The sequence below is a fragment of the uncultured Tateyamaria sp. genome, assembly GCF_947504105.1.
Lineage (GTDB): Bacteria > Pseudomonadota > Alphaproteobacteria > Rhodobacterales > Rhodobacteraceae > Tateyamaria.
The window spans coordinates 48,512-62,930 of record NZ_CANNGP010000012.1 but is presented as its reverse complement, the minus strand read 5'-3'; the positions used below and the strand labels follow the sequence as shown (position 1 = coordinate 62,930).

Sequence of the window (14,419 nt, the reverse complement as noted above, 5' to 3'; positions counted from 1 at the left end):
CCGTGGTCCGGCCTTCGCAAAATTCAAACGGGCGTTAACAATGGGAGTAAGTTCATGAAACTCACCAAGACCCTACTTGCCACAACTGCTTTGACGCTTGCGTCAGGCACGGCATTCGCCGACGGCCACATGGCCAGCGACATGACTCTTGTCAGCTGGGGCGGTGCATACCAGTCCAGCCAGCAAAATGCCTATGTCGCGCCTTATCTGGAAATGAACGATGGTGTCAGCGCCGTGTGGGACGAAAGCTCGGCCGAGGCCGTGGCGAAACTGCGCGCCATGAACGAAGCGGGCAGCGTCACATGGGACGTCGTTGACGTTGTCGCCGCCGACGCGATCCGCTTGTGCGACGAAGGTCTGGCGCTGGAAATCGACCCGGACGAAGACTTGGCTGCCGCACCAGATGGCACTTCCGCCGCCGATGATTTCGGTGATCTGCTGGTCAGCGACTGCTTCATTCCGCAGATCGTATACTCCACGACCTTTGGCTACCGCACCGACCTGGTTGGCGACACAGCGCCTACAAGCGTTTGCGCTGTCTTCGACACCGAAGCGTACCCCGGCAAGCGGTCGCTGGAAAAACGTCCGATCAACAACATGGAATGGGCGCTGCTCTGTGACGGTGTGGCCAAGGACGACGTCTATGACGTTCTGGCCACTGATGATGGCCAACAGCAGGCACTCGACAAGCTGGCAACCATCAAGGACGACGTGATCTGGTGGTCCGCGGGTGCCGACACGCCGCAACTGCTGGCAGATGGCGAAGTAGTGATGGGTTCGACCTATAACGGTCGCCTGTTCGCAGCCATCGAAGAGCAGAAGCAGCCGATTGGTATGCTGTGGGACGCGCAGGTGTTCGACCTTGACGGTTGGATCATTCCAACAGGCCTGAGCCCCGAGCGGGAAGCACGTGCGCGTGACTTCATCAAGTTCGCAACCGACACACAGCGTCTGGCAGACCAGGCCAAGTACATCTCGTACGGCCCTGCACGCGCGTCCTCGGCACCGCTGGTTGGTCAACACGCGGAACTGGGCATCGACATGGCACCACACATGCCAACCGACCCCAACAACGCGCAGAACACGTTCCTCTACAACTACGAGTTCTGGGCGGACTACCGCGACGACATCGACGCCAAATTCCAGGCGTGGCTGGCACAATAAGCGGGTAAGGCGGAGTTCGCTCCGCCCTGCTACATAACAATCGCAAGGCGGGGGTGTCCCCGCCTTGCACCACCAAGGGGGACGGACAATGCCCAAAGGTTACATCATCGGCCACATCACCGTGAACGATCCTGAGGCGTACAAAGAGTACATCAAAAAGGACACGCCGATCCTTCTGCGTCTTGGCGCTGTGCCCATCGTTCGCGGCGGCCAGGCCACCGTAATGGAAGGTGACACCCAGAACCGTCATGTCGTCTTCGAATTCCCGTCATACCAAGCAGCGCTCGACGCCTATAATGACCCGGAATATCAGGACGTTGCCAAGATCCGTCACCGCTCCGCCACCAGCACCATCCTCGTGGTCGAAGGGGTCTGACCATGAGTGACGCAACAATGCTTGCCGCCGACGGCACCCCGCTGAAACGCAGCCTCGCACGCGCCCTGCGCCGTCAGAAACTGCGGGCATTGGGGCTGATTGCGCCACTCCTGATCTTTGTCTTGATCACATTCATCGTGCCGATCGCGTCAATGCTGTTCCGCTCGGTCGAAAACCAGATCGTCGAAAACACACTTCCCATGACGGTCGAAGCATTAGCGGACTGGGACCCGAACGCTGGCAAAACGCCCAGCGAGGCCGTCTACGAAGCACTGTATTTCGACATGTTCCTCGCAGCCGAGGCCAAGCGCCACACACGGCTCGGAACGCGTCTCAACTATGAACAGACCGGTGTCTCCTCCCTGTTCCGCCAATCCGGGCGCGCGCTCGATGACATTGGCAAGGAAACGCAAAAACCGCTCGAAGAGCTCAACAACGCTTGGAAAGACGGCGAAACATGGCACGGCATCTTCAATGCCACAGACAACGCCGACACCGCTCTGCTTGACCTGCAGCGCAAGCGTGTCGCGGCCCTCACGGGCTCACCAGCCAGTGATGAGGTCAATTTTGCACCGGACGCGACCCTGTACAACCTGCTGCCCAAGACAACACGGGCCTACACGGCGTGGGCTGTTTACACAGCCACGCAGCAAGGTCGTGACCCGGCCACCCGCGACCCATGGGAAGCCGTTGCAACCGCCCTTGCGCTGGATCTCAGAACCGCTGACCTTTCGGCATATTCAGGACCGGGCGCTGACTTGCTGGCCGAGGCCCAGACCGCTGACCTGCCCGTTCCGGCGATGGCGACCGCCTTTGCAGACATGGATGAAGACTGGGCCGGAGCAACGGTCTGGAAGACAATTCAAACGCATTCCAGCACCTACACATCAGGTTATTTCCTCAACGCTGTCGATGCGCAGAAAACGCCTGATGGGGTCGCCTGGCAACCCGACGACAAACAGATCCTGCTGAAACTCTTCGGTCGTACAATCTGGATGTCGCTGCTGATCACCTTCTCCTGCATCGCGCTGGGCTATCCCATCGCGTGGCTGCTCGCCAACCTGCCAATGCGACAGGCGAACCTGCTCCTGATCCTCGTTCTTTTGCCATTCTGGACCTCGCTCCTCGTGCGGACATCAGCCTGGAAAGTCATGCTGCAACAGCAAGGTGTGATCAACGATGTGCTGGTCTGGATCGGCCTTGTCGGTGACGGCGACCGCCTGATCATGATCAACAACCAGTTCGGCACCATCGTTGCCATGACGCACATCCTGCTGCCGTTCATGATCCTGCCGATGTATTCGGTGATGCAAACCATCCCGCCCAGCTACCTGCGGGCCGCCAAATCACTGGGCGCCACCAATTGGACCGCGTTTTGGCGCGTCTACTTCCCTCAGTCTGTTCCAGGCATCGGCGCGGGTAGCATCCTCGTCTTCATCCTGTCTATCGGCTACTACATCACGCCCGAAATCGTGGGTGGGACCAAGGGTGTCTTCATCTCGAACCGGATCGCCTACCACATCTCGTCATCGCTGAACTGGGGCCTTGCCGCCGCGCTTGGAACCATCCTGCTGGCCGCCGTGCTGGTGCTCTATTGGGCCTACGACAAGATCGTGGGCATCGACAACGTCAAGCTGGGATAACAACCATGGGCCTTCCTCCATACGCCACGCTGGGTCAGCGCATCTGGTACTACAGCTTCCGGGTCATTTGCGGGCTGATATTCTTCTTCCTGGTCGCACCCATCGTGGTGGTCATGCCCCTGTCGTTCAACGCACAGGACTTCTTTACCTTCACGCCCGAAATGCTCCGGCTTGATCCCGAAGGGTACTCGCTCAAACACTACCGCGACTTCTTCACCAACCCACAATGGCAGTTGGCCCTCAAGAACTCGCTGATCATCGCACCGCTGGCAACGATCATCTCGGTAAGCCTCGGAACGCTTGCCGCAATCGGCCTCAGCCAAAGCCATGTGCCGTTCAAAGGGACAATCATGGCCATCCTGATTTCGCCCATGATCGTGCCGCTGATCATCTCGGCCACAGGCATGTTCTTCTTCTACGCCCAGCTCGGCAACTGGCTTGAGGGCACGCTTGGCTTGGACAAAGGGTTCGTCGGCTATGTCAAAGTCGTGCTGGCCCACGCCGTGCTTGGCATCCCGTTCGTGATCATCACGGTCACCGCAACGCTGGTCGGCTTTGACCACTCCCTGACACGCGCAGCAGCCAACATGGGTGCAGGACCGGTCACAACCTTCTTCCGCGTACAGATGCCGCTGATCCTGCCCGGCGTCATATCGGGCGGCCTCTTTGCCTTCATCACCTCGTTCGATGAAGTCGTCGTGGTTCTGTTTGTGGGATCAGCCAGCCAGAAAACTCTGCCTTGGCAAATGTTCATCGGCCTGCGCGAACAGATCAGCCCAACAATCCTTGCAGTGGCGACGATCCTGGTCGTGATCTCCATCGCGCTGCTGACAACGGTTGAGCTCCTTCGCCGCCGCAGCGAACGGTTGCGCGGGCTATCACCCGGCTAAGCCTTCTTCTGACCGGAAATACCACGGGGGAGCCCGAAGGGCGGGGGCAGCGCCCCCACCAAACAATGGCGTCGCTGCAGGCGCCCTTCGGATCACCGCAAGCGTTTCAGCAAGTTCAGTGACGCATATCCATCCGCAACCAATCCCTGTGACTGCTGAAACGTGCGCACCGCCTCCAAGGTCTTTGGCCCAATCCGGCCATCAACGCCCTGCGTACTGAAGCCCGCAGCTGTCAAACGACGCTGCATTTCCTTGCGCTCCGAAAAGGTCAAAGCACGATCCTCCAGAGGCCATTCCGCCTGGAACTTTTGCCCGCCGCCAATCCGATCGCTCAGATGCCCCACGCCAATGACATAAGCATCTGCCGCATTGTACCGCTCGATCACCTCGAAATTCTTGAAAATCATGAACGCGACACCCTGACTGCCTGCGGGCAACAGGATCGACGCAGAACCATAGTCAGGAACCGGCTGACCATCGACACCAACAACCCCAAGATTGGCCCATTGGGACGGCATGCGGGTCACTTTGCGGCTGGCTTTCGCATAGTCGAAATTGGATGGCAGCTTTACTTCAACGCCCCAAGGCTGGCCCTTGATCCAGCCAAACCCGGCCAAGTAGGCTGCCGTCGATGCCAGCGCATCCGTGGGATTGTCCGACCAGATGTCACGCTTACCGTCGCCCGTGAAATCCACGGCATGATCAAGGTAGGATGTCGGCATAAACTGCGTATGTCCCATCGCCCCGGCCCAAGATCCGGTCATGTTACGGGGGCTGGTGTCCCCACTTTGCAGGATCTTCAGCGCCGCAATCAACTGCCCCTCAAAGAATTCTCCCCGCCGTCCGTCATGGGCAAGTGTCGCAAGGCTTTGCACAACATCATTCGACCCGCGAATACTGCCATAGCTGCTCTCAAGTCCCCAAACGGCAACAACCACCTCCTTGGCAACACCGTAACGCGCCTCGATGGCCTCCAACGCATCCCGATGCTCACGCAATGCCTGTTTGCCGTTGCGCACGCGCCGGTCTGATACTGCGCTGTCCAGATACTCCCAGATTGTCTTGGTAAACTCTGACTGGTTTCGATCCAACCGGATCACGTCCGGATCATAACTCACCCCGTCAAAGGCCCGATCAAAGGTCGCACCACTGATCCCTTGAGCCAGTGCACGTGACTTGAAGTCCCTGATCCATCGCTGAAAATCCGCATTGGACGCTGATGCTTCCACACGCGGTGGGGATGATGCTTGCACCGCGGCCGGACGCAGCTGTGGACGCACCACCGTTAGAGTTGTCACATCAAGTGGTGACAAGGTCTGTGTCCGGGTAACCGTATCCACAACGGGCCGCTGTTCCGGCCTGATAGAAGATGGAATGGCCTGTGCCATTGCTGTGCCAGCAATGAAAATCGCGCTGCCTGCCGCGCTAAGGGTGACTGCCCACCGCATGTTTTGCCTCATAATCGCTTGTGCCGCGTTTTCCCCAATGTAGCGAAAATCAGCCGTCCGGCAAAGGCTCAGTCGAAATGGGCGCGGTCCTTCGCCACTTCGTGAACTTCTGCCCTGATGCGCGCCAGGTGATCGCGCAGTAGCGAAACACGGTGCGGGCGAAAGCTCTGGTCCGTCACACACAGCTCATCCATGCGGTCCAAACGGAACACGCGGAAGTCCTCGCGCAGGTGACACCACGCCAACAGAACATTGGTATTTTCCATGTAGACGATGCCCAGCGGTTTGACTGTCCGCTCGGTCTGGTCGCCTTTGGCATCCTGATAGGCAAAGTGCACACTTACCTCGTCCCATGCCGCCTGTCGAAGCGTGCCCACATCAATGCGTGGCGGATCAGGCCGCCAATACCGCCGTGCATCAAGCACGGCATGTTTTAACCGGTGCGCCTGTTTCGGCGGCACGCGGGCCTGAATCTTTGCCAGCGCGGACGTCGCCGCCTTCGCAAGGGCGGGATCCGCAATGACTGCAACATCGCGCAGCCCCAGAACCAACGCTTCCAACTCGTCATTCTCGAAACCAAGTGGGGGCAATGAGGCATCTTCGATCAGCGTAAAGCCGAACCCCGCCTCCCCATCGATAACGGCGCCAAGGCCACGCAACTCGTCGATATCGCGATAAATCGTGCGCAGCGACACGTCCATTTCATGGGCAAGCGATTGCGCCGTGATGGGGGGCGTCAGCCGCCGCAAGGTCTGCATCAACTGAAAAAGGCGGTGTGTTCTGGTCATGCTTCATTCATATCACATGTGCTGCCAGTTTCTGACAGTATGCCTCGATATCTCAAGCTCAGAATTTATTTTGAGGAGAGAAAGATGCTGACCCTTGTGACTTACCCTCCCGCCTTTGGCCAACCCAGCGGCAGCCCGTTCTGCGTCAAGGCGCTGTACCTTTTGAACCTGTCCGGGCTGCAGTGGCAGCGCAAAGACACCGCTGATCCGCGCAGTTGGCCCAAGGGCAAGCTGCCCGCCCTTTGGGTCGATGATGAGATCATCGGCGACAGCGACAATATCCGCGCCTGGCTGGAAGAGCACGGCGCCCGCTTTGACCAAGGGCTGAGCGATCTGGACCGCGCCACGTCGCGCGCCTTCATCCGCATGGCCGAAGAGCACATGTACTTCCACGTTGTTATGGATCGTTGGGGGGACAAGGCCGTTTGGCCCCTGGTTAGAGACACATATTTTGCTGCAATCCCCGCTTTCCTGCGCAAATTCATCACGCGTAGCATCCGCCGCATGCTCTTGCGCGGCATGGATGCGCAAGGCCTTGGCCGCTTGACCGCGGGTGAGCGGATCGAGCCGGATCTGTTGGCCATCACCGATCGCCTGTGGCACGGCCCGTTCCTGTTCGGACCGAAACCCAGTGCGGCAGACGCCAGTGTCGCCGCCATGCTCGGCGCCATGGCCTCCACCCCCGGGGGTACGGCACTCTCACGCCGGGTAAAACAGGACGTGATGCTGGTCGACTACATGAAACGGGTCGAGGCGGCGCTGGGTTAGCGCCGCTTGCGGCTCACCTTGCGCTTGGCCTTGTCCGACCGGCGTTTGGCATTGGCAGGTTTGCGGCGCGGACTGCGACCTGCCGGGCTGCGCCGACCGCGTGGCAGGTCCTGTCCGTCCAGAGTGAGAAGCTCCAAAGCGATGCCGCCCGTCACAGGCACCGCTTCGGCCAGGCGCACGGTCGCGCGCTGCCCTAAACCGATGATCATGCCGGTGTCGGACCCCATCAGCGTGTTCGCCTCGCGGTCAAAATGGAAATACTCCGCACCAATGGACCGCATCGGCACAAGACCGTCCGCCCCGCTGTCATCCAGCTTCACAAAGATGCCGAATTTGGCAATTCCAGCCACACGGCCTTCAAGCTCGTCGCCCACACGCTCACTCAGATACGCGGCAAGGTAACGATCCGTCGTGTCCCGCTCCGCCACCATGGATCGGCGCTCCGTGTCCGAGATGTGGGTGCCCGTCTTTTCCAGGTTCTCGATGTCTTCCGGCGTCAGCCCGTCCTTGCCCCAGCCATGTGCTGCAATCAGCGCCCGGTGCACAATCAGGTCAGCATAGCGCCGGATGGGCGATGTGAAATGCGCATAGCTGCGCAAGGCGAGTCCAAAATGCCCAAAGTTCTGTGGGCTGTAATAGGCTTGCGTCATCGACCGCAGTGTCGAGATATTGATCAGCTCTGCATCTTCCGTGTCCGCCGCCTGCGCCAGCAGCCGGTTCAGATGCGCCGTCTTCAGCACCTGCCCCTTGGCAAGGGTCAGCCCTGCCGCTTGCGCCGTTTCCCGCAAACTGTCCAACTTGTCCGGCGAAGGTTCTTCGTGATTTCGGAACAAGAGCGGTGTTTTCTTTGCAATCAACGTCTCAGCCGCGGCAACATTCGCCAGTACCATGAACTCTTCGATCAGACGGTGAGCATCCAGCCGGTCCTTGAAGGCCACCGACCGCACCGTGCCATCCTCGTCCAGAACAATCTGTCGTTCCGGCAGGTCCAACTCAAGCGGCTGACGGCGTTTGCGCGCCTCGACCAAAGCCGCGTAAGCGGCATAAAGAGGCCGCAAAACAGGCTCTAACAAGGGCTGTGTGCGGTCGTTCGGGTGCCCGTCAATGGCGGCCTGCACCTCCTCATAATGCAGCGACGCGGGTGAGCGCATCAGGCCACGGTGAAAGCTGTGCCCGATCTTTTCGCCATGCGCGTCGATCTGCATCCGCACCGCGATACAGGCGCGCGGCACGCCCTCGTGCAGCGAACAAAGATCGCCCGAAAGCCGATCTGGCAGCATGGGCACAACCCGATCCGGGAAATAGGTCGAATTACCCCGCTTCTTCGCCTCGCGGTCCAACGCAGAACCGGGCGTCACATAGGCTGCGACATCCGCAATCGCCACCCAGATGACATGCCCACCTTCGTTCTTGGGATCGTCGTCGGCATGGGCATAGCACGCGTCGTCGTGATCCCGCGCATCGGACGGGTCGATGGTGATCAGCGGCATGTCCCGCAGGTCTTCCCGGCCCTTCAGGCCTTTGGGCTTTTGCGCATCGGCTTCGGCGATCACCGGATCAGGAAAGGCGTCAGGAATACCGTGTTCATGGATCGCAATCAGCGACACTGCTTTCGGCGCGGACGGATCGCCCAAACGTTCAACGATGCGCGCGCGCGACAGGCCAATCCGGTTCTTGGGGCCTGCCTGTTCGGCCTCCACCAACTCACCATCCTTGGCACCGTGGGTCGCGCCAGCAGGCACTGACCATTCCTTGTCACTGCCCTTGTCGACAGGCACGATACGTCCGCCCTCGGCTCCGGCACGAAACACGCCCAATATACGGCGCGGGTTGGTGCCAATACGGCGGATCAAACGCGCCTCGTAGTTATGATCGCTGTGCTTGACCAATGTCAGACGGGCAAGAATGCGATCCCCGGGTCCAAGGACTGGATCAGACGCGCGCGGCAGGACCAGGATCTTGGGTTCGACCCCTTCGCCCTGCCACTCCATCGGGCGGGCAAACAGATCACCGTCACCATCTGGCTCTTCCACCTGGAGAACACTGACAGGTGGCAGGCGGTCCGGGTCCTGATACGTCTTCTTGCGCTTTTCCAGATGCCCCTCGGCCTCCAGCTCTTTCAGCAGGCGTTTGAGGTCGATACGCGCAGCACCTTTGATCCCGAAGGCCTTGGCGATGTCACGCTTTGCAGTCAGGGTCGGATTGGCGGAAATCCAGTCCAGTATCTCGGATTTTGTGGGAATACGGCTCATGGGTTCGAGGTAGCACGCACATACAGGGGCGTCATCGCAAATCGTCGATTGTGTCGACATCCGCCAATGTGTCGACCAGTGCAACACGGGGCATACCCAGCGCCGCACGGCTGTCATCAAGCGCATGTTCTGTTGACCAGCGCACCTCATTCAATGCCGATTTACCCAATTTAGAGCCTGCTTTGACCCCAATCAGCCAATACCCGCCATCCGGCGCAGGCCCAAAGACTGAATCATGGTTGCCCAGCGCCGCGAATGCCTTTGAGATACGCTTTCTGGTGATATCCGGGATGTCAGCCCCGATCACGCAGACCGGACCACCTGCTTGTCGCATCATCCGGATCATCCGGTCGCCAAGGTTGCCCCTACCTTGCGGCCACCGCTCAAACCGTCCCGGCCAGACACGACTGCCCATCCCCTCGTGATCAGGCGCAACGGCAAGCACCACGCGCCAGCGGGGGTCTTCAATCCGGCGCAAAAGCGCGCCCACTTGATGTCGAAACCACCACGCAGACGCGACCATACCGATATCTCGACCCAGACGCGTTTTGACGCGGCCCGGTTTGGGCACTTTCAACATAACAACCAGCGTGGACCTCAAAGCGGCCGCTCCATATCGCGGTGCGGTATACCGGCATCATCATAGATCGGGCCAAAGGCGGCAAATCCAAGCCGTTCATAGAATGCCAACGCGTGGGTCTGTGCGCCAAGCTTGGCCTTCGAAACACCGCCCTGTCGGCGGGCAACATTAAGACACGCCTGGATGATCGCCGCACCAAGGCCCGTGCCACGCGCCTCTTTCAACACGCATACACGCCCTATCTTGGCGACGGAGCCTTGCACCAGAATGCGTGCACATCCCATCGGCGTGCCCTCAACATGAGCCAAAACATGCAATGCATCTTTGTCCCGGCCATCCACCTCTTCCGCCTCACTGACACCTTGTTCTTCGATGAATACGGTGCGCCGCAGCGCATGACATGCGGCCAAATCGTCGGTCTGTTCGATCTGCCAAGTCACTTGAAATAGTCCTGCAAGATGCGGGCATAGATCGATTTCAACTGACGAATATGTGCCACCTCCACATGTTCATCAACCTTGTGCATGGACTGACCAACCAGCCCAAACTCGACAACCGGGCAATGGTTTTTCACGAACCGCGCGTCCGAAGTCCCTCCAGATGTGCTGAGAACTGGTTTCACCCCGGTCTCAGCTTCGACTGCCGCGGCCACAAGGTCAGACAGGTGCCCCGGCGGGGTCAGGAAACTTTCGCCAGACACTTTGACCGTTACGTCGATCTCAACACCATAGGCGCTTGCCACTTCGTCCGTCTGCGCCTTCAACCACGCGGTCAGGCTGTCACCCGAATGGATATCATTGAAGCGGATGTTCACTGCCGCGCGGGCTTGCGCAGGAATTACGTTGGTGGCCGGGTTGCCGGTATCCACCGTGACCACGGCAAGGGTGGACGGGTCGAAGTGATCCGTACCCTGATCCAGCTCGTGACTGGCCAACCGGTCCATAAGACGCATCAGCGGGGGCAGAGGATTATTGGCGCGATGCGGATACGCAGAGTGACCCTGCACACCAGTGACGCTGAACCAAGCGGTCATTGATCCACGCCGACCGATTTTCATCATTTCGCCCATCGTGTCGGGGCAGGTCGGCTCACCCACAAGGCAGACGCTCATCGCTTCGCCCTCTTCCTCCATATGCGCCAATAGGGCGGTCGTCCCGTCGACCGCGTCTCCCTCCTCATCCCCTGTGATCGCCAAGATGATCCCGCCATCCGGCGGCGTGTTCGTAACGAAATCGATGGCGGCGGCGGCGAAGGCAGCGACGCCCGACTTCATGTCCGTCGTGCCGCGACCGTACATGACGCCATCGCGTTCTTCGGCACCGAAGGGCGGCATGGTCCAATCCCCGGCATTGCCGATCGGCACCACATCCGTGTGCCCGTTGAAACCAAAGGTCCGCGCATGGCCCTTGGCACCGAAACGGGCAAAGAGGTTGCGAATGCCGCCACGATCAGCCCATGCACATTCGAAACCAGCCGACGACAACAGGTCGTGCAGGATATCCAAAGCCCCCGCATCCATCGGTGTCACCGACGGGCAGCGCACAAGTTCAGCGGTCAGAGCAGCAGGATCAACAGGTTGCATGAATAAGCCCCTTTGCAAGCATGTGGCGAAAAGGACGCGTTGCGAACACCTTACGCCGCCAAGACAGTTAACAGCCCGCAAATAGCTGTGCTAGGGTCAGGGCAATAATATGACCCGAGGCAGGGCATCAGCAGTTCGGCCGCCAACGTGCGGCCACCCAAGTGCATAAAAAGGCACACAAGACGCGCGGATCAACCGCGTGCGCTGCGCTTGTTCTGTCCGCAACTATTGGGGTGGGGCAAACATGCCGGCAGCAGAGCTTCCGATTCAAACGGTGCGCGAAGGCGTTGATGCGTCCGATATGGCAGATGCCATCTTTGGCGACGGCGTTCAGGTGGTGTCAGCGTCGTATACCGGCGACCGGGACAGTGCCGGGATCTATTCGAACGGTGACAGCATCTCGCCCGGCGTGACCCCAGGCGATACCGGTGTCATCCTGTCAACGGGCGAGGTTGAGGATTTTACCAACTCCTCCGGTCAAGAGAACCAGGCGACCAACACGTCGACCAACACCTCGGGACAAAACAACAATGGCCAGTTTAATGCGGCGGCAGGGGCAAGAACCTTCGACGCATCTTATCTGGATGTCGACTTTATTCCGGATGGAAACCTGATGACGATGCAATTCGTTTTCAGCTCGGAAGAGTATCCCGAATTCCAGAACTCGATCTACCAGGACTTTGTGGGCGTCTGGGTCAACGGCGACCTTGTTGAAATGGAAGTTGGTGACGGCGATACCGACCCAGGAAACATCAACACCACCAACAACATCAACATGTTCGTCGACAACTCAAATGATGACTTCAATACCGAAATGGACGGGTTCACGATCACCCTGACCTTGACCATGGTCGTCAACCCGGACGTGGTAAATTCGATCCGGATCGGTATCGCTGATGTTGCGGACAGCCAGTTCGATTCCAACCTGTTGATTGCCGGGGACTCGGTTCAGACATCTCTGGTTGCCGTTGGCGATGACGTGAACGTCTACCCGGACGGGACAACATCGTTCAACGTACTCGACAACGATGTGTCGCCCGTGGGCAGCACGCTGACAATCACGCATATCAACGGCCAGCCTGTCAGCTACGATTCCGTCACCGGGATCGGCACGACAATCACCCTGCCGACCGGACAACAGGTCACGATCGGGCCCAACGGCGAACTGACCGTTGTTGGCGACGGTGACGAAGAAGACTTCAACTTCACCTACACCGTCACAGACGGCAACAATACGGATGTCGGTTTCGTCAACGCAACATCCATCCCCTGTTTCGTGGTGGGCACCCTGATTTCGACGCCCGAGGGCGAGGTCCCGGTAGAAAGCCTGAGCGAAGGGGATCTTGTCCATACGCAAGACGACGGCGCGCAGCCCTTGCGGTGGGTCGGAATGCGTACCGTTGCGGCACAAGATCAATATGCCCCAATCCTGATCCGGGCAGGCACATTCGGCCAACATGATGATGTCATGGTCTCTCCTCTGCACCGCGTGTTAATCCGCGACAGCCTGGCTGAACTGCTGTTTGGCGACCGGGAAGTCCTGGTCGCAGCCAAGGATCTGGTCAACGACCGCTCCGTCACCCGGCGTGAGGGCGGAACAGTCACCTATGTCCACCTGATGTTCGACAAACATCAGGTTGTGTTCTCGGGCGGTTTGGCAACCGAAAGCTTCCTGCCCGGCCCTCAGACGACCAAGAGTTTCGAGCGCGAGATCGTAGAAGAGATTTGCAGCATCTTCCCTGAACTCGACCCAGAAACGGGCGAAGGGTACGGCCCGGCGGCGCGCCGTACCTTGCGCGGATACGAGGCCGGTCTATGGCGCAAGGCGCGTGCCGCCGCATGACCTGGATCGGCGTCAACGATCACGAGGACGGTCGGTTTTCAAAAACCGGCCTGGGCAAAGACGTGTCGATTCCAAGGCTTGGGCCGATGTTAGAACGCGGCACGCTGATGTTCGAAACACAGGTGGCCGGGCACGAACGGCCGCACGAGCTGCTCGGGATCGCTCATCCGTTTCCATGGCCACGCGAGCTTTCATTTCGCGCGATACCGGGTGGTGGCATCGCGATGCTACATCGCCACAACACCGATATCACGCATGCAGCCATCCGCTGGGCCAATGATGGTCGCACCAATACATTACGTGTGACTTATGCATGGAACGCACCCGAAGGCTGGGGACGCCTTGCATTGGAACGACCCGAGGGCAACCGTATCGTCAGTCGCCCCGTTCATATGCCCCGCCCTTTCCTGACCGACGATCTGCGCGACATCGTACTGGCTCATCCCGCTCGCACCGTTTCACAAGAAGTACTGTTTAGCGCCATCAGCGATCAAATCCTTCCGATAGGTCCGATGCCATCACTTCATCCAGCCACCCCCATCGCGACGCCAAGCGGATACAGACCCGCCGAAAGCTTGCAGCGTGGGGACACGGTTGTAACTGATACAGGCGATGTCATCCCTGTGCTGCATACGGTGCGCCACACTGTTCCTGCGCGCGGCAGCTTTACCCCGGTACGCTTGCGTGCCCCCTATTTCGGTCTGCAGCGGGACATCATCGTGGCACCCGAGCAGCGGCTTGTTCTGAAAGGGTCCGAGGTTGAATACATCTTTGGCCAAGAAGCGGTTCTTGTCCCCGCCCGTCACCTTGTGAACGGTCACGCCGCCATCTGGAACTCGTGCGGCAGCACAACCGAATACGTGCAGATCATCCTGCCGGGGCACGAGTCACTCGTGGCGGCAGGCTGCGCTGTCGAAAGTCTCTATATCGGGCGGATTCGCCGCGATGCGGAGCGTTTGGATGCAAGTGTGCTCGCAGACATCCCAAGCCGTCTGCTGCCCGAACATGCGCGACCCATTCACCAGGTGCTGGGACCGTTCGAAGCGATTACGCTGGTCGATCAGCGCGCAGCTTAAACGGGCCGG

Annotated in this window: 12 protein-coding genes and 1 pseudogene; 7 read left to right on the top strand and 6 right to left on the bottom strand. The window is 59.4% G+C overall.

Annotated elements, in window-relative coordinates:
* Positions 1-54 precede the first annotated feature (54 nt).
* From Q1A75_RS09965 to Q1A75_RS09950, 4 genes and pseudogenes are all read left to right on the top strand, one after another.
* Positions 55-1,164 (top strand): extracellular solute-binding protein, encoded by a 1,110-nt coding sequence (locus tag Q1A75_RS09965; RefSeq protein WP_299592171.1) that lies wholly within the window; start codon positions 55-57, stop codon positions 1,162-1,164.
* Between the two features lie 88 nt (positions 1,165-1,252).
* Complete coding sequence (locus Q1A75_RS09960; RefSeq protein ID WP_299592172.1) at positions 1,253-1,540, top strand: DUF1330 domain-containing protein; 288 nt, start codon at positions 1,253-1,255, stop codon at positions 1,538-1,540.
* Positions 1,541-1,542: 2 nt separating this feature from the next.
* Positions 1,543-3,183, top strand: coding sequence for an ABC transporter permease (locus tag Q1A75_RS09955; protein ID WP_299592173.1), 1,641 nt, complete (start codon positions 1,543-1,545; stop codon positions 3,181-3,183).
* A gap of 11 nt (positions 3,184-3,194) precedes the next feature.
* Positions 3,195-4,073: pseudogene (locus tag Q1A75_RS09950) on the top strand (ABC transporter permease); the annotation flags it as partial.
* A gap of 92 nt (positions 4,074-4,165) precedes the next feature.
* Here Q1A75_RS09950 and Q1A75_RS09945 read toward each other — a convergent pair.
* Both Q1A75_RS09945 and Q1A75_RS09940 read right to left on the bottom strand, forming a co-directional pair.
* Positions 4,166-5,521 (bottom strand): lytic murein transglycosylase, encoded by a 1,356-nt coding sequence (locus tag Q1A75_RS09945; protein WP_299592175.1) that lies wholly within the window; start codon positions 5,519-5,521, stop codon positions 4,166-4,168.
* 68 nt (positions 5,522-5,589) lie between these two features.
* On the bottom strand, positions 5,590-6,309 hold the full coding sequence (locus tag Q1A75_RS09940; RefSeq protein WP_299592177.1) for a YafY family protein: 720 nt from the start codon (positions 6,307-6,309) through the stop codon (positions 5,590-5,592).
* An 84-nt stretch (positions 6,310-6,393) separates the two neighbouring features.
* On the opposite strand from Q1A75_RS09940, the gene Q1A75_RS09935 reads away from it, so the two are divergent.
* Positions 6,394-7,077 carry a glutathione S-transferase family protein gene (locus Q1A75_RS09935; protein WP_299592178.1) on the top strand — a complete coding sequence of 228 codons (684 nt, stop codon included), beginning with the start codon at positions 6,394-6,396 and terminating at the stop codon, positions 7,075-7,077.
* Here Q1A75_RS09935 and rnr read toward each other — a convergent pair.
* Genes rnr through dapE form a run of 4 tightly spaced genes read right to left on the bottom strand, consistent with a single transcriptional unit; the run spans position 7,074 to position 11,491 of the window.
* A complete protein-coding gene (gene rnr, locus Q1A75_RS09930) occupies positions 7,074-9,329 on the bottom strand; it encodes a ribonuclease R (protein ID WP_299592179.1) in 2,256 nt (751 codons plus the stop codon). The genes Q1A75_RS09935 and rnr overlap by 4 nt on opposite strands.
* A 31-nt stretch (positions 9,330-9,360) precedes the next feature.
* Positions 9,361-9,930: a TIGR04282 family arsenosugar biosynthesis glycosyltransferase gene (locus Q1A75_RS09925; protein ID WP_299592180.1), complete on the bottom strand. Its 570-nt coding sequence runs from the start codon at positions 9,928-9,930 to the stop codon at positions 9,361-9,363.
* Positions 9,927-10,349 carry a GNAT family N-acetyltransferase gene (locus Q1A75_RS09920; protein WP_299592182.1) on the bottom strand — a complete coding sequence of 141 codons (423 nt, stop codon included), beginning with the start codon at positions 10,347-10,349 and terminating at the stop codon, positions 9,927-9,929. The genes Q1A75_RS09925 and Q1A75_RS09920 overlap by 4 nt, the downstream gene beginning before the upstream one ends.
* Positions 10,346-11,491 carry a succinyl-diaminopimelate desuccinylase gene (dapE, locus tag Q1A75_RS09915; protein ID WP_299592184.1) on the bottom strand — a complete coding sequence of 382 codons (1,146 nt, stop codon included), beginning with the start codon at positions 11,489-11,491 and terminating at the stop codon, positions 10,346-10,348. Before dapE ends, Q1A75_RS09920 begins: the two co-directional genes overlap by 4 nt.
* Before the next feature lie 244 nt (positions 11,492-11,735).
* Here dapE and Q1A75_RS09910 point away from each other — a divergent pair, with 244 nt between their 5' ends.
* Both Q1A75_RS09910 and Q1A75_RS09905 read left to right on the top strand, forming a co-directional pair.
* Positions 11,736-13,334, top strand: a complete 1,599-nt coding sequence (locus Q1A75_RS09910) for a Hint domain-containing protein (RefSeq protein ID WP_299592186.1) — start codon at positions 11,736-11,738, stop codon at positions 13,332-13,334.
* The gene (locus Q1A75_RS09905; protein WP_299592188.1) at positions 13,331-14,410 is read left to right on the top strand and encodes a Hint domain-containing protein; all 1,080 of its coding nucleotides are present in this window, start codon (positions 13,331-13,333) and stop codon (positions 14,408-14,410) included. Before Q1A75_RS09910 ends, Q1A75_RS09905 begins: the two co-directional genes overlap by 4 nt.
* Positions 14,411-14,419: the final 9 nt, after the last annotated feature.